The organism is Lichenicola sp. GTC18331, assembly GCF_055386855.1.
Genome location: NZ_AP045015.1, coordinates 980,124 through 1,003,107 on the forward strand (window position 1 = coordinate 980,124; position 22,984 = coordinate 1,003,107).

Genomic DNA, 22,984 nt, shown 5'->3' on the forward strand with positions numbered 1-22,984 from the left:
CCCCGCCTACCCGATCCAGCGCCAGATCCCGGCCGCCCACCCCGTCGCCGGGAGATGCGCCCAGGAGGCGAACAGCCACAAGACCAGCCCGCCCAGTGTCGCAGGAAGACCGAAACTGCCGAAACGCGCCCGTCCCCGCGTGATCGCGACGAACGGCCAGTAGCTCGTCCGGCTCTCCCAGACCGGCCATCCCGACGGATCGAGCCGCGCCTTCTTCCGGTCCTGCATCACCGCACCGACCAGGGCCAGCACGATCATCGCCCCGGACAGAACGACGTTCTTGCTGATCGGCCAGACCAGAACGTGCGCGATGCCCCAGATCGCGAACGACCACATCATCGGATGGCGGGTGACGGCATAAACGCCGACGGCCTTGGCCGTCGCGACGCTTCCCGCGCCGGGCAGGGCCGGATTGCGGATCAGGGAGCCGATCAACAGGACGGACGCGACCAGCATCAGCACCGTCGCCACAACCCACAGGCCATCGCCGACCGGCCAGGCCGGCGCCGTCACGGGCGCCTCGGCATAGGCCCAGATCGTCAGGCCGAGCGTGAGAAAGGAGACGACCGAATAGGCACGGCTGAAGCCGCCTTCACCCAAACGCGCGACGAGCGGCCGACGCAACGGATGCGACATGGCGAAATGCGTCCCCACGAACGAGACGGCGCCCAACGCCACCAGAAACACACCGTCCATCACCGTCGTCCCTCAATCCAGCGCCCCATTCGGTCGAGCATCAGCGCATTCATCTCCTCCGGCTTCTCCAGTGGCACGAGATGCGCGGCACCCGCGATCTCGATCAGTTCGGCCCGAGGCATGCGGTCCACGATCCGGCGGCTCATCGCCGTGGGCAGGATGGTGTCGTCGGCGCCGGACAGCAGGAGAGCCGGCGTCTCCACCGCGTGCAGCCGGTCCAGGAACGCGTCGCGCCGCACCAGCACGGAATCGACCGCCCGGATGAACGGTTTGCGCGCGAAGGACCGGAACCGTTCGGCATAGGTGCGACCGATCTCGGGCCGCTCGCTCCGCGTCCGTGCGCTCAACTGCATCGACAGAAGCATGGCATCCACCCGGCGATCGATCGCCGGAACGGCCAGCATCACCGTCAGCAGCATCGCGGTCAGCTTCGTCTTGAGGGCTGGCGCTTCGGCGGTCGTGTTCGTCATCACCAGCCCGGCAAGCCGCCCCGGCCGCGCATGCGCCACGCGCGGCGCGATCATGCCGCCCCAGGATGTGCCGATCATCACCACCGGAACCTCCGCCGGCAGCGTGTCGATCAGCGCCAGCGCCACCTGCGCGCACTCGTCCATGGTGAACGACCGGCCAGGGCCCGGGCTGTCGCCATGACCCGGCGGATCGATCGCCAGACTGCGCCAGCCCGCCTCCCTGAGCGCCGCGACCTGCGCCGTCCACATCCGGTGATCGGCGAACAGGCTCGGCCAAAGCAACGCCACCGGCCGCCTTTCATCGCCCTGATCGTCATACGCGATCGGACCCAGCCCGGTCCGGATCGTCTTCATGGTCATGGACCACGCGCTCCCACACGCTTACAATGTAAGCAGCACTGTATACACTGTAAGCGGAACGTCAAATGCAATCCGAAGAGGGGCTGCGCGCCGACCTGCTGCGAAGTGCCCTGGCGCTTCTGGAACGTGACGGCGACGTCCCGAGCCTGCGCGCCGTCGCCCGCGACGCGAACGTGTCGGCCATGGCCCCCTACCGTCATTTCGAGGACAAGGCGGCGCTACTGGCTGCGGTCGCCGATCGAGGCTTCGCCCTGCTCGGAGACGCCTTGCTGGCCGCGGATACCGATGCCGATCCGCGTGAAGCCCTCTACGGCCAGGGCGTCGCCTTCACGCGCTTCGCCCGCGCGCATCCCGCCCTGTTCCGCCTGATGTTCGGCCCTTGCCGCGGCAATGCCGGAAGCCCCTCCGTCGATCGCGCCGGCGACGTGCTGAAACGGCGCACCAGCGAACTCGCTCCCGACGACAGCGCGGCGGCAAGGCTCGCCTGTCGCGCACTCGTGCAGGGTCTTGCGGTGATCGAGGCGAGCGGCCGTCTCGGACCCGGCGAAGACCCGGAAGCGGCGATCCGGTTCTTTACCGATCGTCTCGGCTGAAGAGCCTTCCGCGATCCAGCAAGAGGTTCTTTTTTTCTGGAGAAAAAGAAGCAAAAAGACCTCCGTCCGCTGGGCCTGGAGAGAGCCGCGATCGTTTTTCAAAACGAATGAGATTTCTCTGCTTCTTTCCTTCGGCAGAGAACGTTTCTTGAACCCGGCGCCCTTCCCGCACGACGCGCCGACTTCGCTGTTACAGACTTGGGTGTTGCGACGGAACGCCCGGACACGGCACCATGCGCGCGGGAACCTCGCGCGCGGTTCAAGGAGTTCGTGCCTTCCAGTCAGCCTCCCGCATGCCAGGACGCGGCCTGCCTAACCCGATGGTGGTACTGCTCGGATTCGTCCTGCTCAGCCTCGGCTCGGCGGGCGTCGGCGCCCTGCTCGCATGGCCGTCGCTGCTGGGCTGGTACGCGCTGCTGCGACGGCCGCCGGGCGCGCTGCCGGCGTTCGGTTTCCCGGTCTGCTGGGCCGTGCTGGCGATGCCGGTCGCGGTCGCGGCCTGGAGGGTCTGGCGCGCCCGTCGCGTGCCGCCACGGCACAGGGCGCTGCTGCTCTGGTGCTGGACGCTGATGACCGGGCTGGTCTGGTCCGTCTGCTTCTTCGTGCTGCACAAGGCGGATGCGGCGATCGGATTCGGCCTGTTCTCCGTGCTGTTGTCCGGCCTCGCTCTGCGCGATTTCCGCGCCGTCGATCGCACAGGCTGCGTTTTGATGGCACCATCCTTCGTCTGGGTGTGCTACGCGACCTGGCTGACAGCCGGGATCGCCTGGCTCAACCCGGGCTGAAGGATCGCCGCACGCGAAGACGCGCGGAAGACGGAAACGAGAGATGCATCTGTTCAAGGGTTCGCAGACGGATTTCGGGCGCTTCCTGCGCCCCTGCATGACCGTCCTGATTCTGGCCGCCGCCCCGACCGTCCTGCCGATCCATGCGGCCATGGCGCAGTTCAGCATGGGCAATCCCAGCGCGGCACCGGGCAGCAACCCGAACGACGAAGCCGATGCGGCCGACGCCGCCGCCAAGGCGCAGGCTAAGGCCGATGCGCGCGCGGCAGCCCCGCCGCCGGCGATCCCCGGCGCGGTGACGGATGAGGCGACCGCCACATCCGGCCATGCCAGCCTGGACATGGAGCCGACGGCCGCCCTGTTCGACGCCATCAACCGCGGCGACATCACATCGGCCAAGGAAGCGCTGGGACGCGGCGCCGATCTGAACGGCAAGAACGTGCTGGGCCAGTCGCCGCTCGACATGGCGATCGACCTGAACCGCAACGACATCACCTTCCTGCTGCTGTCCATGCGCAACACCATCGACGGCCCGCCGGTCGCCTCCGTCGCCACGGCGGAAGCCGCCCCGGTCAAGGTGGTGGCGTCCAAGGAGAAGCACGGACGCAAGGGACACGACACGGCGGTGGCCGCGCGCGAGCCCGGGCGCAGCCAGACCAAGGCCCGCCAGTACGCAGCGGATGGCGGCACGCCGCAGCCCCAGATCGGCTTTCTGGGCTTCGGCGGCTCCTAGACACCGGGTTTTCGCGTCGTGACGGCTCCGGTCGCGGGCGCCGGGCCGGGCGCTCCGCATCCCCCCGCACGGCTCGAACGGGTGGCGACGCTGGGCGCGCTTCTGTTCGGCATGGTGTCGGTGCAGATCGGCGCCAGCCTCGCCAAGTCGCTGTTCCCGCTGCTCGGCGCCGCCCATACGGCGGCGTTGCGCATCCTGTTCGCCGCGCTGATCCTGTTTCCGCTCGCATGGCGCATGCACAGTCGGAACCCCGTCCGCCTCGCACGCCCCGGCGCCGCGATCGGGGCGATCCTCGTCTACGGCGCCACACTCGGCGCCATGAACATCGTGTTCTACCTGGCCCTGCAAAGGCTGCCGCTCGGCATCGTCGTGGCGATCGAGTTCATGGGACCGCTGTTTCTGGCCCTGGCGGGCTCCCGACGCCCGCTCGACCTCATCTGGGTCGCCTTCGCCCTGTCCGGCCTGCTGTTCCTGATGCAGCCCTGGCAGAACAGACACGCGCTCGATCTCGTCGGCGTCGGTCTGGCCCTGCTCGCCGCCGCAGCCTGGGCGATCTACATCCTGGCGGGACGCAGGCTGGGGCAGCATCTTTCCGGCGTCACGGCGACGGCGCTCGGTATGGGCTGCGCCGCCCTGGTCACCGCCCCCGCCTCCCTGCCGGCCCTGCCGGTGCTGTTCCGCGCCGACTGGCTGCTGCCGGCAGCACTCGGCATGGCGCTGCTGTCCAGCGCCGTGCCCTATTCCATCGAGATGATGGCCATGCGCCGCATGAGCATGCGCGGCTTCTCCATCCTGATGTCGCTGGAACCGGCCATGGCCGCCATCGCCGGGTTGCTGCTGCTCGGCGAACACCTGTCCGCCGCGCGCTGGCTGGCGATCGGCGGCATCGTCGTCGCCTCCCTCGGCAGCGCCCTCACAGACAAGCCCCCGCCGGAACACGCCCTCCCCGAATCCGGCCCCTGAGCGCAGTCCCCTCCCACACGGATCCCGCCCCCCAAACCACAACGGGCCACGTCGTCGAAGCGACATCCATGCGCCCGTCACGAAGCGGGCCCGGCCACATCGAGAGCCATCCGGGAACCAGTCGTCACGGTCGACCGAACAGCCGTCGGATGGTGGGAGCGTCGCTCTGGGGCTGTGCCGCCGCGACACGCGCGCCGGTCGGTTGACGGCGCCCTATGTCACGGCCCAATCCGCCGGACACGCTCTATGCGCCAGCAAGACCAGCGATCGCCTCGCTGACGGCCTTGATCGAACGATCGATATCCGCTTGCCCTGTGCGCCAGTTGCACACCGACACGCGCATGCAGCGCTTGCCGCGCCAGGTCGTCCCGCTGAAAAAAGCAGCCCCTCCCGACACCACCTCCGCAATGACGGCGTCGGTCCTGCGGTCATGGTCGGCCGCTGTCGCATCGGGCGCCGGAGCGAGGAAGCGCAACAGCCCCTGATTGATCGTCGGCAACCATTCGATGCGCACCCCGGGAAGCGCGCCGATGCCAGCGACCAGTGCACGCGCATGGTCGCAACTCCGCCCGATCAGATCGGCAACCCCGTCCCGCCCCAGCTCCCGCAAAGCCGCGTAGGTCGGGAGTGCCCGACCGCGTCGCGACCATTCGGGATTCCAGTCGATCGGATCGCGCGCGGAGCCGACCGGTTGCGCATAGCTCGCCCGGAAGGAGAACGCTGCGCGATGCGCCTCGGCATCTCGCACGACGGCATAGCCGCAATCGAACGGCGTGTTCAGCCATTTATGGCCATCGTTCGTCCAGGAATCCGCCAGATCGACGCCGGCGGCGAGATGGCGATAAGCGGGACAGGCACGGACCCAGAGGCCGAAAGCACCATCGACATGAACCCACGCCCCATGCCGACGAGCGATGGGAACGAGGTCGGCGAAGGGGTCGAAGGCGCCGATATTGAGGTCGCCGGCCTGCAACACCACGATCGTCGGCAAGGCGGCCGCTTCCAGAGCGCGCTCCAGGGTTTCGGGAACGATCCTGCCCTGATCGTCGCATGGCAGGATTTCCATGCAGGCGGTGCCGAAACCGAGAAGGCGCAAGGCACGATCGACCGAACCGTGACGCTCGCTGCCGGTCAGAACACGCAGGCGTGGCGCACCCATCAGACCGTCCCGCTCGACATCCCATCCCGCCTGCCGCAACAGCCGGTGACGTGCCGCAGCCAGACAGGTCACATGAGCAGCCTGCGTTCCCGTGGTGAACGCGAAGCTCGCCGTCTCGGGCAGGCCGAACAGGTCCTTGAGCCAACCGCCCGCCACCTCCTCGACGATCGCCTCGGCGGGACTGCAGGCATGGATCGCGGCATTCTGGTCCCAGGTCGAGACCAGCCAATCCACCGCGAGCGCGGAAGGCAGCGTGCCGCCGATGACCCAGCCGAAGAAACGCCCGCTTCCGCTGCCCAGAAGGCCGCCTTCCGCATTCCGCACCAGGTCTTCGACAACCCGATCCGCCGGCAGACCCGATGCGGCCAAAGGCCTGCCGAACCGGTCGCGCAATTCCTCCATGGTGGCTGTCGCGCCGATGGACCGTTTGTCCAGCTCCGCCAGCCATCGCTCGGCATGGCGATAGGCCGTGGCCAGCGCGGTCCGATCGGGTTCGGTTGTCATCCTCGTGCTCCCCGCTTCGTTTCAACGGCTGTCTGTAGCTCTGGAGAGATCGGAGATGGTTCGTTATGGGTCGAACCATGAAAGACGGTCCCAACTTCGCCTTCATCGCTGCCCTGATCGGAGATGCCGCCCGGGCGGACATGCTGGCTCACCTGATGGACGGTCGCGCCCTCACCGTGGGCGAGCTGGCGCGCGCCGCCCATGTCGGACTGCCGACCGCCAGCGCCCATATCGCCAAGCTCGAAACGGCAGGTCTGCTGGTCTCCGTCCGGCAGGGTCGTAACCGCTATGTCCGTTTGTCCGGTGCCGACGTGGCGCACACGGTGGAAAGCCTCATGCTTCTGGCCGAGCGCACGGGGCATCTGCGGGTCCGTACCGGCCCGCGCGATCCGGCGTTGCGGGAGGCCCGTCGCTGCTACGACCATCTCGCGGGTGCGAAAGGGGTGCAGATGCTCGAAAGCCTGTGCCAGCGCGGATTTCTGCTTCGCCAGGACGATGAACTGTTTCTTCAGGACACAGGCCGCGACTTCCTGGGGGGATTCGGCATCGACCCGGCTCTGCTGTCGCGTACGCAAGACTGCGTCGCCTGTCTGGACTGGAGCGAACGCAAGGATCATTTGGCGAGCCGCCTGGGATCAGCGTGCCTCGAACGCATTCTCGCGCTGGGATGGGCGAAGCGTGACGCCGATAGCCGGGCGATCCGCTTCGATGCCAAAGGCGCGCGCGCCTTCGACACTGCTTTTCCCATCCTCTCTCGACAACGCTGACGATCACCCGCTCTCGGGGGTCATCATCCGCATGCATCGTCGTCCCACCCAACCGGGACGCTCGCAACCCACATGCCGCCGGATCGTCTCCTCCGTGCCGTCCCGCAGCCCGGCGGAACGACACCAGCGCCTCACCTCTCCTGCAGGTGCGCGAACCGCCAGGCCGGCTGGCCGTTTCCATCGTCTTCCCCGGACGGAACAATCCGCATGGCCCGAACATCCTCGCCAACGAGCCGGGCGACACGTGCCGCCACCTCCCTGATGGGCAGCCTCCTGCTCGGCGCGTGTTCCGTGGTGGGGATTCGCGGCGGGACGCCGCAGCCGCCCTACGCGGTGGTGCAGAGGATCGGCACCGGCGACACGGCAATCGAGATCCGGCGCTACGGCCCGCGCCCGGCGGCGGAATGCACCGAAACCGGCACCGAGATCGACGCGCGCTACAGCGGCTTCCGCCGCCTCGCCGGCTTCATCTTCGGCGGCAACGCGGCCGACAAACACCTCGCCATGACCGCCCCCGTCGTGCAGGCCCCCGCGACCGTGACCATGACCGAGAGCGCGGCGACGCCGGACGGTCGCTGGATCATCCGCTTCTATCTGCCCGAGGGCGTGACCCCGGCCAACGCGCCGAAGCCGCATGACGACAGCATTCGTCTGCTTACTATCCCCGCCGCCACGGTCGCGGTGCTGCGCTTCTCCGGCAGCCCGGATGCGAACGCGGTCGCCCGGCACAAGCAGATGCTTCTGGACGAACTCCGCGGCACGGGCTGGGCCCCGGACGGCATCCCGTCCGCCGCCTTCTACGACCCGCCCTGGACCCTGCCGCCCCTGCGACGCAACGAGGTCTCGGTGCCGGTGGAAAAACGCGCTCAGCCGTAGGCGTCGTCCAGGAAGCGCTTCTCCAGCGCCACGGCCCGGCGGAAGACATCGCGGCATTGCGTGTCCGCCGCCGGCCCGACCCGGTCCAGCTCGCTCCGCAGCACGGACACGAACTGCCGGAAATCCGGGTTGTCGTGCAGGGTGATCCACTCCGCATGCACGAAATCGCCCGGCAAAGGCCGCTTCGCGCGCATCGCCCAGTCCAGATAGAGCCATTCCGCGACACAGAGCACGCTCAGCACCGCCGGATAGGAGCCGCTCGCCGCCGCCTCCAGCATCAGCGCCTTGAACCCTGCCGTGGAAGCGGAATCCGGGTCGGTATCGCGTTCCGGCCCGACGCCGAGTGCCACAAAGGCGCGCTCGAAATAGGTGTTCTCCTCGCCCGACACCACGCCGGCCGACCGGCCATAGCGCAGACGTGCCGCGATGGTGTCCGCCGTGGCGATCGCGGCGCCCAGAAGGCGAAGAAAGCTGTCCAGGAAACGATGATCCTGGATCAGGTAGCGCGTCATCACCGCGGGCGCGATCGTCCCGTCGCAGAGCTCGCGCACGAAGCGATGCTCCACCGCCGCGGACCAGTCCGGCTCGCTCAGGGCGCGCAGCTGTTCGGAATAGCGCTCGGACATGGGACGCCTCAGAAGCTCAGGACCCGCCGGCTATACTCGAAACCGCCGCGATCCACCGGACCGTCGTTCCGCGCCGGGGTGGAACAGGCGGCCAGCAGGAGAAGCCCGAGCAGCAGGCGGGACATACGGCAGAACAGGACCACGAGAACGCTCCGACAGGGGACGCGCCCTGGTTACGTCGTTACGCTCGGTTACAAAAGCCGCCAGGCCTTCCCGATTAAGTTGCACGATGAAACTTAATCGGCCGGTCTACTCCGCGGCGTCCTGCGCCGCCGACGATTCCACCCGCACGACATCCAGCGTCACCAGCGCGCCGTCGCGCTCGAAATGCCAGAACGTCCACCCGTTGCAGGAGGGGGCGTTGGTGAGTTCGGCGCCGAGCTTGTGGATGGATCCGCGCTTGGAGCCGCTGACCAGCGTGCCGTCCGGCGAGACGATGGCGCTGACCCGGCCCTGCTTGTCGGTGACGCGCGTGCCGACCGGGATCAGGCCGCGCTCGACCAGAGAGCCGAACGGAACGCGCGGGGCGTCGCGCTTGGCCGGGCTTGGCATCACGCTATCCATGGGCAGCGGCCGTTCGCGCTGGAAGCGGCCGATCGCGGCTTCGGCGTAGTCCGGGTGGCGCTCGATGCCGATGAAGCGGCGTCGGAGGCGCTTGCTCATCGCCGCCGTGGTGCCCGTGCCGGTGAAGGGGTCGAGCACCACGTCGTCCACGCCGGTGGAGGCCAGAAGCACGCGGTGCAGCAGCGATTCCGGCTTCTGGGTCGGGTGCAGCTTCAGGCCGTGCTGGTTGCGCAGACGCTCGTTGCCGGTGCAGAGCGGCAGCAGCCAGTCCGAGCGCATCTGGACGTCGTCGTTCAGCGCCTTCATGGCGGCGTAGTTGAAGCGATAGCGGCTCTGCGGGCTGCGCGCGGCCCAGATCATGGTCTCGTGCGCGTTGGTGAAGCGGCGGCCGCGGAAATTCGGCATCGGATTGGATTTGCGCCAGACCACGTCGTTCAGGATCCAGAAACCGAGATCCTGGAGAATGGCGCCGATGCGGAAGATGTTGTGATACGAGCCGATCACCCAGATGGTCGCATCCTTGCGCATCAGGCGCCGGGCTTCGGCCAGCCAGTCGCGGGTGAAGCGGTCGTATTCGGCATAGTCGCCGAACTTGTCCCAGTCGTCATCCACCCCGTCGACGAGGCTGTCGTCGGGACGGCGCAGCTCGCCGCGAAGCTGGAGGTTGTAGGGCGGGTCGGCGAAGATGCAGTCCACCGAACCGGCCGGCAGCAGACGCATCAGGTCGATGCAGTCGCCGAGCAGGATCTGGTCGAGCGGCAGTTCCATGGCCTGGCCGATCATGCAGCCTCCAGCAGAAGGCTGAGCTGCCGGACGGTGCCGAAGGCGCTGCGATGGTGCTTCGTGGGGCCACTGGCACGTAGCGCGTCGCGATGGATCGCGGTGCCGTAGCCGGCATTACGCTCCCAGCCATAGGCGGGAAACCGCGCCGCGAGCCGGCTCATGATCCGGTCGCGCGTCACCTTGGCGACGATGGAGGCGGCGGCGATCGACAGGCATTCCGCATCGCCGCCGATCACGGCCACCGACGGGCAGAGGAGACCCGGCGGGCAGCGATTGCCGTCCACCAGCACCAGCTCGGGGATCTGGGCGAGGCGCGACACGGCGCGCGTCATCGCCAGCATGGAGGCGTGCAGGATGTTGAGCTGCTCGATCTCCCGCACGGAGGCGGCGGCGATGCCGATGGCGATGCCCGGCGTGGCGATCAGCGCGGCATAGGCGGCGTCCCGCGCCTCGGCGTTCAGCTTCTTGGAATCGTCCAGCAGGGCGGACAAACGGCGCGACGGCTTGCCGGCGAACAGCACGGCGGCCGCCACCACGGGACCGGCGAGCGGCCCACGGCCGACCTCGTCCACCCCGGCGACCCGTCCGCCATGCTCCGATTCGCGCCTGTAATGCGGCATCCCGGCTCCCGAACGGCGACTCCGAAACGCACCATGCGAATCGGGACGTGCCGTCCGCCCCAGGAAGACCATTTTTCGCGCCCGGCTGGCAAGCAGCCGGAGGGCTCAGCCGCGCGACGGAGTCAGCAGCAGACCGAGGAAGAAGCCGAGTCCGGCGGCGATTCCCAGCGCCGCCAGCGGACGGTCGCGCACCAGCTCGGCGGCCTCCTCGACCTGATCGCGGGCCTGATCGAGGAACCCGCCATATTCCTGTTCCACATGGCCCTGGAACTGGTTGGCCTTGCCTTCCGCCTGCAGGCCGAGATCGCCGGTCAGGCCGCCCACCGCGTCCTTGACCCGGCCGATGCCTTTGTCGATCGCGCCGTCGATGTGGTTCTCGTCGACCATGCCTGGATCTCCCGTGGCGGTTGTGACGAGGCTGCAACGGCGGGACGGGAAGTCCGGTTGCACCGGGCCGCTCCGGGGTTGCAATTCCCCCGCACCGGTCGATGCTGGGCGGCGGATCATGTTTCGACGCTCGACCCCGGACCCGGCCGCCTTGTCGCGGGAGCACCGGCGCATCGCCCTTCTGGTGGCCGGCGGCCTGCTGATGGAGCAGTTCGACAGCACGGTGCTGTCCACCGCCCTGCCCGCCATGGCGCACTCCTTCGGCACCAGCCCGGTGCATCTGAGCGGGGCCCTGACCGCCTATCTGCTGGGTCTCGTGCTGCTGCTGCCCTCCAGCGGGCGCATCGCCGACCGCTTCGGCAGCCGCACCATCTTCCGCGCCGCCATCGCCTTGTTCACGGCGGGATCGGTCCTGTGCGCCGTGTCGCAATCCCTGCCGTTCCTGGTCGGGGCGCGCTTCGTCCAGGGCTGCGGCGGGGCGCTGATGGTGCCGGTGGGACGGTTGGTGCTGATGCGCAGCGTGCGCAAGGACCAGCTGATCAATGCGGTGTTCTGGACGCTGATGCCGGCGACGGTGGGGCCGATGCTCGGGCCGCCGATCGGCGGGTTTCTCACCACCGCCCTGTCCTGGCGCTGGATCTTCATCATCAACGTGCCGATCGGTCTGGCCGGCCTGGTGGCGGCGGGGCTGATCCCACAGATGCGCGAAAGGGCGGCGACGCGGTTCGACGGGCTGGGCGTGGTTCTGAGTGCGATCGCCCTGGTGGGGCTCGTGTTCGGGCTGGAGCAGGTGCGCGGCGGGCCGTCCGGATTCCTCCTTGCGGTGCCGACCCTGCTGACGGGCGCGGTCGCAGCCGGGCTCTATATCCGCCATGCGCGTCGGATCGCGTCGCCCGTGCTCGATCTGTCGCTTCTGGGGGTGGAAACGTTCCGGCTTTCCGTGCTGAGCGGCACGGCGTCCCGGATCGCCATCGGCGGGATGCCGTTTCTGCTGCCGTCGATGTTGCAGATCGGGTTCGGCCTGTCCGCGGCGCAGAGCGGGGCGATCACGTTCAGCACCACACTGGGTTCGATCGTGGTGCGCTTCCTGTCGGCCTCCATTCTGCGGCGGCTCGGTTATCGCAGCACCCTGCTCCTGAACGGCGCCAGCGCCTGCGTCCTGACGGTGTGCTGCGCCGGGTTCCGGCCGGGCTGGCCGCTGGCGCTGTTGTTTCCGGTGCTGTTCGTGACCGGATTCACCCAGTCGCTCCAGTTCACCGCGTTGAACACCATCGCCTATGCCGATGTGCCGTCGGAACGGATGGGAGCTGCGACCGGGCTGTATTCCACCGTGCAGCAGCTCGGGCTGACGCTGGGGATCTCGATCGCCGCCGTCGTGGTGTCGTTGTCGGCGTCTCTGTCGGGACATCCGAGCGCGGGTCTGGCGGATTTCGCGATCGGGCTCGTTGCGATCGGGCTGTGTTCGTTGTTCGCGATCCCGGCCTGCTGGCGGTTGCCGCGTTCGGCGGGGGCGGAGCTGAGTGGGCATCGGTCGAACGGCTAACGGGAACGGATCAGCTGGTTATGCCCGTTCCCGTGATGACGAAGTCCGCAGCGTTCAGCGGTCGAAGCGGGACGAGCAGACGGCGAAGCGGAGCGGCAGAACCGGCCGGAAGGCGGCGAGGATGCTGGGCAGGAAGGCGCTGGGTTCGGCCCCATCCTGTTCATGGTCCTCTTCGCTGGCGAGCCGCCTGAGCGCTTCGGTTTCCATCTCCATCAGCTTGCGAAACATGCCGACCTCCCAACGCGCCCTTGTTCGGGCGCTTTCGGCCGCCTCCTTGCGGCACAAGCGGGACTGCGCTCCCGCGGCGTTTGCCGTGCCGGATCGCCGACGAGCGTGGCGGAGCGGCGCGGGCAGCACGGAGACGAGAGAAGGAAAGCGCTTCCGGCGCCGTCGTCCTGCAAGCGACACCGTAGACCCATCGGGGGCATCGCCACAATCTTGCCGTGTTCGTCCTCTCGCCTCCGTGATAGCGAGGAACGCCGGAACAGTTTGAATCAAACCGTGCGGCGTGCGGCCCCTCCGAGCGGAGGGGAAAGCTGATAGGATGGACAAGGGGCGCTCCGGCGAAGAGCCGGCGGCCGGTTGGGGAAGATGATGGACGAGCCGACGAACCGCCAGCCGCAGCCCCGTTCCAACGCCAACCCGCCCCCGTTCGATTCCGCCGTTCAGCCGGCCGCCCGCAAGCGACGTTGGGTGCGTCTGGTGGTGTGGCTGCTGATCCTGCTGCTGGTGGCCTGGGTGGCGATCCGGCTTCTGCACAAGCCGGCCGCGCAGCATGAGGCGGGTGCCGGCGGCCGCCATCATCGCGGTGCTGCTGCGATGGGCGACGGCGGGCCGCAGCCGGTGGCCGTGGCCAGCGCGCGGACCGGCGACATGCCCGTGGTGCTGACCGAACTCGGCACCGTGACCTCGCTCGCCAACATCACGGTGCAGTCGCAGATTTCCGGCTATCTGCTGAAGGTGCTGTTCACCGAAGGCCAGGAGGTGAGGAAGGGCGATCTGCTGGCGCAGGTGGACCCGCGTCTCTACCAGGCGACGCTGACCCAGTACGAAGGCAATCTGGTCCGCGATCAGGCGCTGTTGAAGCAGGCCCTGGCGGACAATGCCCGCTACACGCTGCTTCTCGGCCAGCACTCGATCGCCGCGCAGACCGCGCAGAACCAGCAATACGTGGTCGGTCAGTATCAGGGCGCGGTGAAGACGGACGAGGGCGAGATCGCCAGCGCCAAGCAGAATCTGGCCTACTGCAACATCATCTCGCCGATCGACGGCCGTGTCGGCCTGCGCCAGGTGGATCAGGGCAACTACATCACCTCGGGCGAGACCAACGGCCTCGTCGTGGTGACGCAGCTGAAGCCGATCTCGGTGATCTTCGCGCTGCCGGAGGCGCAGATCGCGGATGTCGTGGCGCAGATGCGGGACGGCAAGTCGCTGGTGGTGGATGCGTACGACCGCACCAACACGGTGAAGCTGTCCACCGGCACGGTGCTGACGCTGGACAACACCATCGACACCTCCACCGGCACGGTGCGCGTGCGTGCGACCTTCCCGAACGTGGACGAGCAGTTGTTTCCGAACCAGTTCGTGAACGCGCGCCTCAATCTGGAAACGCTGCACGACGTGGTTCTGGTGCCGAACGCGTCGCTGCAGACCGGCCCGGACGGTACGTTCGTGTATGTGGTGCAGCCGGACCACACGGTGAAGACGGTTCCGGTGAAGACCGGCACGGTGGGCGGCGCCGACGTGGTGATCGAGAGCGGGCTGAAGGCCGGCGACGTGGTGGTGACGGACGGCACCGACCGCCTGAAGTCGGGCAGCAAGGTGATGATCCCGGCGGAAACGCCGGCTCCGGCCGGCAACGATGCGGCGCCGGGTGCGGTCCAGCATCACCGGCACCAGGGCGGCGGCAACGGATGAACCGCCTGCTGCCGGGGCGGATCGCATCGTGAACCCGTCGCGCATCTTCATCGAGCGGCCGGTCGCGACGACGCTGCTGATGCTGGCCATCCTGATGGTGGGCCTGCTCGGCTTCCGGTTCCTGCCGATCGCCGCCCTGCCCCAGGTCGAATATCCGACCATCCAGGTGCAGACTTTCTATCCCGGCGCCGGGCCGCAGGTGATGACGACCTACGTCACCGCGCCCCTGGAATATCAGCTCGGGCAGATGCCGGGGCTGGACCAGATGGAGAGCCAGTCCTCGGCCGGCGCGTCGGTGATCACGCTGCGTTTCGGCCTGTCGATGAACATCAACGTGGCGCAGCAGGAGGTGCAGGCCGCGATCAACGCCGCGAACTCGCTGCTGCCGAGCGATCTGCCGGCGCCGCCGATCTACGCCAAGGTGAATCCGGCCGACACGCCGATCCTGACCTTGGGCGTCACGTCGAAGACGATGAAGCTCACGGATGTGGAGGACTACGTCGACACGCGTCTGGCGCAGAAGATCAGCCAGATCAGCGGCGTCGGCCTGGTGACGTTGACGGGCGGCAACCGTAAGGCGATCCGGGTCAACGTGAACACGCGCGCGCTGTCGTCCTACGGCATCGCGCTGGATGATCTGCGCACCATCATCGGCACTGTGAACGTGAATGCGCCGACCGGCACGTTCGACGGCCCCCTGCATGCGACGACCTTGCAGATCGACGGGCAGATCACCGCGCCGGAGGTGCTGGCCAATCAGGTGATCGCCTACAACAACGGCGCGCCGATCCGTGTGCGCGACGTCGCCACCGTGACCAGCGGGCCGGAGAACACGCAACTCGCGGCCTGGGCCAACAAGACTCCCGCGATCGTTCTCAACGTGCAGCGCCAGCCGGGCGCCAACGTGATCGCAGTGGTGGACAGCATCAAGCGCATCCTGCCGCGTCTGCGCCAGGACATTCCGGCTGGCATCGAGATCACGCCGTTGACGGATCGGACCACCACCATCCGCGCCTCCGTTGCGGATGTGGAGTTCGAGCTGCTTCTGGCGATCGCGCTGGTTGTGTTGGTGATCTTCGTGTTTCTACGGAACATCCCGGCGACGATCATTCCGAGCCTGAGCGTGCCGCTGTCTTTGATCGGCACCATGGCGGTGATGGATCTGCTGGGGTTCTCGCTCGACAATCTGTCGCTGATGTCGCTGACCATCGCCACCGGCTTCGTGGTGGACGATGCGATCGTGATGATCGAGAACATCGCCCGCTTCATCGAGATGGGCGAGACGCGGATGCAGGCCGCGCTGAAGGGCGCCGGCCAGATCGGTTTCACCATCGTGTCGCTGACCGTCTCGCTGATCGCGGTGCTGATCCCGCTTCTGTTCATGGGCGACGTGGTCGGGCGGTTGTTCCATGAATTCGCGATCACGCTCTCGGTGACGATCGTGATCTCGGCGGTCGTGTCGCTGACCCTGGTTCCGATGATGTGCGCGCGCATGCTGCGCGAGGAGCCGCATCATGCCGATGGCACGACGGCGCATCACGGCAGCCGCTTCGCGCGCTGGTCGGAAGCGGCGATCGACCGGACCATCGCCGCCTATGGGCGCGGGCTGGATCGGGTTCTGCGTCACCAGATCCTGATGCTGATCCTGTTCGTGGCCACCGTGGCGCTGACGGTGTTCCTGGTGATGGTGATCCCGAAAGGCTTCTTTCCGGTGCAGGATACCGGCGTGGTGCAGGGCATCTCGGTGGCGGCGCAGGACACGTCGCTCGACGCGATGAGCCAGCACCAGCAGGCGCTGGGCGATGCGATCCTGGCCGATCCGGACGTGGAAAGCCTGAGCTCGTTCATCGGCGTCGACGGCACCAACATGACGCTGAACCAGGGGCGGTTCCTGATCAATCTGAAGCCGCGCGACGATCGGTCGCTGTCGGCGTCCGCGGTGATCCGCAGGATCGAGAGCGAGGTGTCGGACGTGCCGGGCATTTCGCTGTTCATGCAGCCGGTGCAGGATCTTTCGCTCGATACCGCCGTGTCGGCCACGCAGTACCAGTTCGTGCTGGAGACGCCGAACTACGACGATTTCGCCGTCTGGGTGCCGAAGGTTCTGGACAGCCTGCGCGCCCTGCCGCAGCTGGCGGATGTGACGTCGGATCTGCAGGCCACCGGCAAGGTCGCCGACGTGATCCTGGACCGTGCCAACGGGGCGCGCTTCTCGATCACGCCGCAGACGGTGGACAACGCGCTCTACGACAGCTTCGGCCAGCGCCAGATCAGCACGATCTACACCCAGACCAACCAGTACCGGGTGATCCTGGGCGTGCAGCCTTCCCTGGCGAAGGATCTGACCAGCTTGAATCAGGTCTATCTGCCGGGCACGTCGTCTTCGTCCTCGACCTCCAACACGGGCGCGCGGCGTCAGGCGACCGGTGGTCTGGTGCCGTTGTCGCAGGTGGCGCAGGTGCGGCTCGGCACCGGGCCGTTGCTGATCTCGCATCTGGGCCAGTTCCCGGCGACGACCATCTCGTTCAACCTGAAGCCGGGCGCGTCGCTGGGGCCGGCGGTGACGGCGATCGAGAACGCGGAAAAGCGGATCGGCCTGCCGAAGACCTTCTCCACCGCCTTCCAGGGCACGGCGGCGGCGTTCCAGGACAGTCTGGGCAACGAGCTGTTCCTGGTGATCGCGGCGCTGGCCGCGGTCTATATCGTGCTGGGCGTGCTATACGAGAGCTTCATCCACCCGGTCACGATCCTGTCCACCCTGCCCTCCGCCGGGATCGGCGCGATCCTGGCATTGATGATCGCCGGCGCCGATCTGGACGTGATGGGCATCATCGGCATCGTGCTACTGATCGGCATCGTGAAGAAGAACGCGATCATGATGATCGACTTCGCGCTGGTGGCGGAACGCGAGGAAGGGCTGGCGCCCCAGGCGGCGATCCGTCAGGCGGCGCTGCTGCGGTTCCGGCCGATCCTGATGACCACGCTGGCCGCGGCGTTCGGCGCGCTGCCGCTGATGCTGGGCACCGGCACCGGCTCGGAGCTGCGCCGTCCGCTGGGCATCGCCATCGTCGGCGGTTTGGCGGTGAGCCAGCTGCTGACCTTGTTCACCACGCCGGTGATCTATCTGTTCATGGACGGGCTGTCGCGTCGCACGCGGCGCTGGATCAACCGTCATGACGCGCCCGACGCGCCGGCGCCCGGCACGCCGTGAACGTTTCGCGTCCCTTCATTCTGCGGCCGGTGGCGACCACGCTGCTGGCGGTGGCGCTCGCCCTGTCCGGGGCGTTCGCCTACACCAAGCTGCCGGTGGCGCCGCTGCCGAACGTGGCGTTTCCGGTGATCCAGGTGCAGGCAACGCAGCCGGGCGGGTCGCCGGACGAAGTGGCCGCCACCGTGGCGACGCCGCTGGAGCGGCATCTGGGTACGATTGCCGGCGTCACCGAGATGACGTCGGAAAGCAACCAGAACACGACGCGCATCACCATCCAGTTCTCGTTGAGCACCAACGTGGACGATGCGGCGCAGGAGGTGGAGGCGGCGATCCAGGCGGCGCGAGCCGATCTGCCGACATCGCTGCGCTCGAACCCGACCTTCCGGAAATTCAATCCGGCCGGTCAGCCGATCATGATCCTGGCGCTGACGTCGAAGACCAAGACGGCACCGCAACTTTACGACATCGCCACCAACGATCTCCAGCAGCAATTGTCCAAGATCAAGGGCGTCGGCAACTTCCAGCTCGGCGGCTCGGCCTTGCCGGCGGTGCGCGTCGAGCTCGATCCCTTGCCGATGTTCCAGCAGGGTCTGGGCTTCGAGGACGTGCGTGCGGCGCTGGCTTCGGCCAATGCCAACACGCCCAAGGGTTTCATCGATATCGGCCCGACGCGCTACCAGCTCGACACCAACGACCAGGCGCGCAAGGCGGACGATTATCGCGATCTGGTGGTGGGCTACCGCAACGGCGCGCCGATCCGTCTGGCGCAGGTCGCGTCCGTGACCGACGGCGTCGAGGACATTCGCAACGCGGGCTACTTCAACGGCGAAGCCTCTGTCGTCAGCATCGTGTTTCCGCAGGCCGATGCGAACATCATCAAGACCATCGACGCGATCAAGCAGCAACTGCCGATCCTGGAAGCCGCCCTGCCGGCCGATGTGAAGCTGCATGTCGGGCTCGATCGCTCCACCACCATTCGCGCGGCGGTGAAGGACACGCAGTTCACGCTGATCATCGCCATCGTTCTGGTGGTGCTGGTGGTGCTGGTGTTCCTGCGGACGCTGCGCTCGACATTGATTCCGGCCGTCGCCGTGCCGGTCTCGATCATTTCCACCTTCGGCGCGATGTATCTGCTGGGGTTCGCGCTCGACAATCTGTCGCTGATGGCGCTGACCATCGCCACCGGCTTCGTGGTGGACGATGCGATCGTGGTGCTGGAGAACATCGCCCGCCACATGGAAGACGGCATGGGGCGCCTGGAAGCGTCGCTTCTGGGCGCGTCGGAGGTCGGCTTCACCGTGATGTCGATCACCGTGTCGCTGATCGCGGTGTTTTTGCCGATCCTTCTTCTGCCCGGCATCGCGGGCAAGTTCTTCTTCGAATTCGCGATGACGCTGATCGTGACCATCAGCGTGTCGTTGCTGCTGGCGTTGACGGTGACGCCGATGATGTGCGCGCTGATCCTGCGTGTGCAGCCGCGCGTGAATGCCGAACAGGCGGAGCAGGATGCGGCCGCCGCGCGCGCGAAGAGCGACGCCTGGACGCGCGGGCTCGCCTTCGCCGGGGCTGCGATCGAGCGCGGTCTGGACGGGATGCAGAACGGCTACGAGCGTTCGCTCGGCTGGGCGATGCGTCACCGGCGGATCATGCTGTTGACCCTGCCGCTGACCATCGTGCTGACGGGGGTATTGTTCGCCAAGATTCCGAAAGGCTTCTTTCCCACCGAGGATAACGGCCTGCTGATCGCGCACATCGAAGGCGAGCAGACCATCTCGTTCCAGAACATGCGCGACAAGCTCATCCATGTTCAGAAGGAGATCACCGCGGACCCGGACGTTCTGTCCGTGGTGGGGTTCACCGGGGGACGGTCGTCCAACCAGGCGCAGATCTTCATCCAGCTCAAGGACAAGAGCGTCCGCCACGACAGCAACGACCAGACCATCGCCCGTCTGCGCAAGCGGATGCAGGACATGGTGGGCGCGCGCTTCTTCGCCTTCTCGGCCGGAGACGTGCGGGCCGGAGCGCGGGAAAGCAACGCGGCCTATCAGTTCTCGCTGCAATCGGACGACGCGCCGCTGCTCTACAAATGGACGCCCTTGATTGAGGCGGCGCTGAAGAAGCGGTCCGAGCTGGTGGACGTGGATTCCGACGTGTCGCAGGGCGGCTCGGCGATCACCGTCGACATCGATCGCGACACCGCCGCGCGCTATCGCATCACGCCGCAGCTGATCTCCAACACGCTCTACGATGCGTTCGGCCAGCGCAGCGCGTCGGTGATCATGAACACGCTGAACCAGTACCACGTCGTGATGGAGGTGGCGCAGCGCTACCAGCAGACGCCCGACATCATGCAGCAGATGTATGTGAGCGCGTCGGCGGGAACGGCGACAGGCAGCGCGTCGTCCAACCTGATCCGCGTGAACAGCGCCAGCTCCAACAGCGCAGCCGGTTCCAACGGCGGATCGAGCGGTGCCGGCGCGGTCGGCAACGGCGTCACCAGCGTCTCGACCAGCGGCACCGGCGGCGTGAGCGCCAGCGGGGCTTCGGGCGGCACCGACACGCAGTCGGCGGCGAAGCAGTCGCAGCAGAATGCGGCCAGCAACAGCCTGGCCGGCGGCAAGGGCGCATCGAGCGGGTCCGCCGTCTCGTCGTCCCGGGAAACCATGGTGCCGTTGATCAACCTGTCCAAGCTGACGCCGGACACGACGCCGTTGCAGGTGAGCCACGATGGCGGCTTCGTCGCGGCCACGCTGTCGTTCAACACCCCGCCCGGCGGTTCGCTGAGCGCGGCGGAGACGGCGATCCAGGACACCATGCTGCGTTTGCACGTGCCGTCCAACATCCACGGATCATTCGCCGGGAACGCCAAGGAGCTGGACGAGGCCAACAACAGCTATCCGCTGGTGCTGCTGGGCGCCTTGCTGGCGGTCTACATCACGCTCGGCATTCTCTATGAAAGCTACGTCCATCCGCTGACCATCCTGTCCACCCTGCCCTCGGCCGGCGTGGGCGCGCTTCTGGCGCTGGAACTGTTCGGCGAGGAGTTCACGCTGATCGCGATGATCGGCATCGTCCTGCTGATCGGCATCGTGAAGAAGAACGCGATCCTGCTGGTGGATTTCGCGCTGGTGCAGGAGCGGGATCACGGCATGTCGCCGCGGGATTCGATCCTCGAGGCCTGCCGTATGCGGTTCCGGCCGATCATGATGACGTCGTTCGCAGCCGCTCTGGGTGCGCTGCCGCTTGTGCTCGGCAACGGCTATGGCAACGAGTTGCGGCGGCCTCTGGGCCTGTCCGTAATCGGCGGCCTGCTCGTGAGCCAGGCGCTGACCCTCTACACCACCCCGGTCGTGTATCTGTATCTCGACCGGATGCGGCACTGGTGGAACCGTCGCGGATGGCGCCGTTCCCGCCGCTTGCAACAGGACCCAGCCGCAGGATGAGCATGTTCCGCCGCCTTGTTCCGCAGAACCATCGCCCGCGCCGGCTGTCCGCCCTTCTGCTGGCGGGCCTGTGCGCCGGCTGCATGGTCGGGCCGGACTACCACAAGCCCGACGCGATCCTGTCGGCGCGGTTCAAGGAGATGCCGCCGCCGCCCGGCTGGGCGTTCGCCGATCCGCATTATGCCGAACTGCCCAAAGGCCATTGGTGGGAGGTCTACAACGACCCGCAGCTGAGCCGGCTCGAAGAGCGGGTGAACATCTCCAACCAGACCATCAAGGCGGACGAGGCCGCGTTCCGTCAGGCGCGGGCCATCGTGGACGAGGCGAGAAGCGCGTTGTTTCCCACCGCCTCGCTGACCCCCGGCATCACGCGCAGCGGCGCCGGGCAGAATAGCAGCACGCTGACGTCCAGCATTCCGACCACCGGGGCGCTGCCGTTAGATGTCACCTCCAGCGGCGCGCACGAGACCGCCATCACCCGCTACCAGCTGTCCGGCACGCTGGACTGGGAACCGGACATCTGGGGCAAGGTCCGCCGCCAGGTGGAGTCCAACGTGGCGAACGCGCAGGCGAGCCAGGCCACGCTCGATGCCGCGCGGCTGTCGGAGCAGACCAGCCTCGCCACGTACTATTTCGAGATGCGGTATCAGGACAGCCTGATCGCGCTGCTGAACCAGTTCGTCAGCTATTACGAGCAGAACGCCGCCATCAACCGCAACCAGGTCGCAGCCGGCACCGCCGACCCGTCCGATCTGCTGCAGGCGGAAACGCAGGTGGCCAGCACGAAGGCGCAGGCCGTGGCGGCCGGGGTCGCGCGTGCACAATACGAGCACGCCATCGCCGTGCTGATCGGCGTGCCGCCCGCCGATCTGAGCATCGCGCCGAGCGCGCTGCCGACCGCCATTCCGGCGATCCCGGTGACGATCCCGTCCCTGCTGCTGCAACGGCGGCCGGACATCGCGGAAGCGGAGCGGATCATGGAGCAGCAGAACGCGCTGATCGGGGTTGCGATCGCGGCGTATTTCCCGACCATCTCCTTGTCCGCGACCGCCAGCTATGCCGGCAACCCGATCGGCTCCCTGTTCAAGCTCGCCAACCGGAGCTGGAGCATCGCCGCCAGCGCCGCGGAGGCGCTGTTCCAGGGCGGTCTGCGCTCCGCCGACGTGCGTGCGGCCAGGGCCGCGTTCGACCAGGCGGTGGCGAATTACCGCCAGACCGTCCTGACGGCGATGCAGGGGGTGGAGGACCAGCTGTCCAACCTGCGCATCCTGTCGCAGCAGGCGGATGCCCAGGCGCGCGCGGTGGATCTGGCCAATCAGGCCGTGGTGGTGTCGCTGAACCAGTATCGCGCCGGCACCGCGATCTACACCACGGTGATCACCAACCAGGAAACCGCGCTCAGCAACGCGCAGACGGCGCTGGGCGTGCAGGAGAACCGCATGGTGGACAGCGTGCAGCTGATCACCGCGCTCGGCGGCGGCTGGACCACCGGCAATCTGATTTCGAAGGACGCATTGCAGAGCGACAATCCGCTGCTGCCCTCCTTCGTCAGCCCCGACCGGAACTGATGCTGTTCGCGGCCAAGGTGGCGATCTCGGCGCTGCTGATCGCGATCGTGTCGACCGTGGCCCGGAAGCAGCCGGCCCTGGGCGCGCTGATCGCGTCGCTGCCTCTGGTGTCCGTGCTGGGCATGATCTGGCTGTGGCTCGAGACACGCGATCCCGTACGCATGGAACAGCACGTGACGGCGACGTTCTGGTACGTGGTGCCGTCCTTGCCGATGTTCCTGCTGATCCCGGCGTTGATGCGGGCCGGGCTGTCGTTCTGGTGGTCGTTGCTGGCGGGATGCGTACTGACGGCGGGGCTCTACCTGTCGACCGTGGCGATCGCGTCCCGCTTCGGGGTGAAGCTGTAGCAGCCGGCGCACACGAAAGCCCCGGCGCCTTTCGGCGCCGGGGCTCGTGTCGGTTCAAACCGTCGCCGG

21 protein-coding genes are annotated in these 22,984 nt (G+C 67.5%); 12 read left to right on the plus strand and 9 right to left on the minus strand.

The window, feature by feature from the left end; translation table 11 throughout:
• Positions 1-6: 6 nt before the first annotated feature.
• Both ACZ5BM_RS04520 and ACZ5BM_RS04525 read right to left on the minus strand, forming a co-directional pair.
• Complete coding sequence (locus ACZ5BM_RS04520) at positions 7-696, minus strand: NnrU family protein (protein WP_498910201.1); 690 nt, start codon at positions 694-696, stop codon at positions 7-9.
• Complete coding sequence (locus tag ACZ5BM_RS04525; protein WP_498910202.1) at positions 696-1,526, minus strand: alpha/beta fold hydrolase; 831 nt, start codon at positions 1,524-1,526, stop codon at positions 696-698. Before ACZ5BM_RS04525 ends, ACZ5BM_RS04520 begins: the two co-directional genes overlap by 1 nt.
• Before the next feature lie 65 nt (positions 1,527-1,591).
• Here ACZ5BM_RS04525 and ACZ5BM_RS04530 point away from each other — a divergent pair, with 65 nt between their 5' ends.
• The 4 genes from ACZ5BM_RS04530 (at position 1,592) to ACZ5BM_RS04545 (ending at position 4,600) form a co-directional block, all read left to right on the plus strand.
• The gene (locus tag ACZ5BM_RS04530; protein ID WP_498910204.1) at positions 1,592-2,119 is read left to right on the plus strand and encodes a TetR/AcrR family transcriptional regulator; all 528 of its coding nucleotides are present in this window, start codon (positions 1,592-1,594) and stop codon (positions 2,117-2,119) included.
• 233 nt (positions 2,120-2,352) lie between these two features.
• Positions 2,353-2,904 carry a TspO/MBR family protein gene (locus tag ACZ5BM_RS04535; protein ID WP_498910205.1) on the plus strand — a complete coding sequence of 184 codons (552 nt, stop codon included), beginning with the start codon at positions 2,353-2,355 and terminating at the stop codon, positions 2,902-2,904.
• Positions 2,905-2,947: 43 nt separating this feature from the next.
• Entirely contained in the window at positions 2,948-3,637 is a 690-nt protein-coding gene (locus ACZ5BM_RS04540) for an ankyrin repeat domain-containing protein (RefSeq protein WP_498910206.1), read from the plus strand.
• Between the two features lie 18 nt (positions 3,638-3,655).
• Complete coding sequence (locus ACZ5BM_RS04545; RefSeq protein ID WP_498910207.1) at positions 3,656-4,600, plus strand: EamA family transporter; 945 nt, start codon at positions 3,656-3,658, stop codon at positions 4,598-4,600.
• A gap of 244 nt (positions 4,601-4,844) precedes the next feature.
• Here ACZ5BM_RS04545 and ACZ5BM_RS04550 read toward each other — a convergent pair whose 3' ends face one another.
• Entirely contained in the window at positions 4,845-6,263 is a 1,419-nt protein-coding gene (locus ACZ5BM_RS04550; RefSeq protein ID WP_498910208.1) for a pyridoxal phosphate-dependent decarboxylase family protein, read from the minus strand.
• A 77-nt stretch (positions 6,264-6,340) separates the two neighbouring features.
• Here ACZ5BM_RS04550 and ACZ5BM_RS04555 point away from each other — a divergent pair, with 77 nt between their 5' ends.
• A complete protein-coding gene (locus ACZ5BM_RS04555) occupies positions 6,341-7,030 on the plus strand; it encodes an ArsR/SmtB family transcription factor (RefSeq protein ID WP_498910209.1) in 690 nt (229 codons plus the stop codon).
• A 207-nt stretch (positions 7,031-7,237) separates the two neighbouring features.
• Positions 7,238-7,906: an SOUL family heme-binding protein gene (locus ACZ5BM_RS04560; RefSeq protein ID WP_498910210.1), complete on the plus strand. Its 669-nt coding sequence runs from the start codon at positions 7,238-7,240 to the stop codon at positions 7,904-7,906.
• Here the strand turns inward: ACZ5BM_RS04560 and ACZ5BM_RS04565 are convergent.
• The 5 genes from ACZ5BM_RS04565 to ACZ5BM_RS04585 all read right to left on the minus strand — a co-directional run bounded on the left by ACZ5BM_RS04565 (position 7,897) and on the right by ACZ5BM_RS04585 (position 10,886).
• Complete coding sequence (locus ACZ5BM_RS04565) at positions 7,897-8,532, minus strand: TenA family protein (RefSeq protein WP_498910211.1); 636 nt, start codon at positions 8,530-8,532, stop codon at positions 7,897-7,899. The genes ACZ5BM_RS04560 and ACZ5BM_RS04565 overlap by 10 nt on opposite strands.
• A gap of 8 nt (positions 8,533-8,540) precedes the next feature.
• Positions 8,541-8,675, minus strand: a complete 135-nt coding sequence (locus ACZ5BM_RS04570; protein ID WP_498910212.1) for a hypothetical protein — start codon at positions 8,673-8,675, stop codon at positions 8,541-8,543.
• Between the two features lie 106 nt (positions 8,676-8,781).
• On the minus strand, positions 8,782-9,879 hold the full coding sequence (locus ACZ5BM_RS04575) for a site-specific DNA-methyltransferase (protein WP_498910213.1): 1,098 nt from the start codon (positions 9,877-9,879) through the stop codon (positions 8,782-8,784).
• On the minus strand, positions 9,876-10,499 hold the full coding sequence (gene rnhB, locus ACZ5BM_RS04580) for a ribonuclease HII (RefSeq protein WP_498910214.1): 624 nt from the start codon (positions 10,497-10,499) through the stop codon (positions 9,876-9,878). Before rnhB ends, ACZ5BM_RS04575 begins: the two co-directional genes overlap by 4 nt.
• A 105-nt stretch (positions 10,500-10,604) precedes the next feature.
• Positions 10,605-10,886 (minus strand): CsbD family protein, encoded by a 282-nt coding sequence (locus ACZ5BM_RS04585; protein WP_498910215.1) that lies wholly within the window; start codon positions 10,884-10,886, stop codon positions 10,605-10,607.
• 118 nt (positions 10,887-11,004) lie between these two features.
• Here ACZ5BM_RS04585 and ACZ5BM_RS04590 point away from each other — a divergent pair, with 118 nt between their 5' ends.
• On the plus strand, positions 11,005-12,429 hold the full coding sequence (locus ACZ5BM_RS04590) for an MFS transporter (RefSeq protein ID WP_498910216.1): 1,425 nt from the start codon (positions 11,005-11,007) through the stop codon (positions 12,427-12,429).
• Positions 12,430-12,483: 54 nt separating this feature from the next.
• Here the strand turns inward: ACZ5BM_RS04590 and ACZ5BM_RS04595 are convergent, their stop codons facing one another.
• Positions 12,484-12,657, minus strand: a complete 174-nt coding sequence (locus ACZ5BM_RS04595) for a hypothetical protein (protein WP_498910217.1) — start codon at positions 12,655-12,657, stop codon at positions 12,484-12,486.
• 363 nt (positions 12,658-13,020) lie between these two features.
• Here ACZ5BM_RS04595 and ACZ5BM_RS04600 point away from each other — a divergent pair, with 363 nt between their 5' ends.
• The 5 genes from ACZ5BM_RS04600 to ACZ5BM_RS04620 are packed head-to-tail and all read left to right on the plus strand — an operon-like array spanning position 13,021 to position 22,915.
• A complete protein-coding gene (locus tag ACZ5BM_RS04600) occupies positions 13,021-14,346 on the plus strand; it encodes an MdtA/MuxA family multidrug efflux RND transporter periplasmic adaptor subunit (protein ID WP_498910218.1) in 1,326 nt (441 codons plus the stop codon).
• Positions 14,347-14,374: 28 nt separating this feature from the next.
• Positions 14,375-17,557 (plus strand): MdtB/MuxB family multidrug efflux RND transporter permease subunit, encoded by a 3,183-nt coding sequence (locus ACZ5BM_RS04605; RefSeq protein WP_498911486.1) that lies wholly within the window; start codon positions 14,375-14,377, stop codon positions 17,555-17,557.
• Positions 17,554-21,000 (plus strand): efflux RND transporter permease subunit, encoded by a 3,447-nt coding sequence (locus tag ACZ5BM_RS04610; protein ID WP_498910219.1) that lies wholly within the window; start codon positions 17,554-17,556, stop codon positions 20,998-21,000. Before ACZ5BM_RS04605 ends, ACZ5BM_RS04610 begins: the two co-directional genes overlap by 4 nt.
• The gene (locus tag ACZ5BM_RS04615) at positions 20,997-22,568 is read left to right on the plus strand and encodes an outer membrane factor lipoprotein domain-containing protein (protein ID WP_498910220.1); all 1,572 of its coding nucleotides are present in this window, start codon (positions 20,997-20,999) and stop codon (positions 22,566-22,568) included. Before ACZ5BM_RS04610 ends, ACZ5BM_RS04615 begins: the two co-directional genes overlap by 4 nt.
• Complete coding sequence (locus ACZ5BM_RS04620) at positions 22,568-22,915, plus strand: DUF3147 family protein (protein ID WP_498910221.1); 348 nt, start codon at positions 22,568-22,570, stop codon at positions 22,913-22,915. Before ACZ5BM_RS04615 ends, ACZ5BM_RS04620 begins: the two co-directional genes overlap by 1 nt.
• The last annotated feature ends 69 nt before the right edge of the window (positions 22,916-22,984 follow it).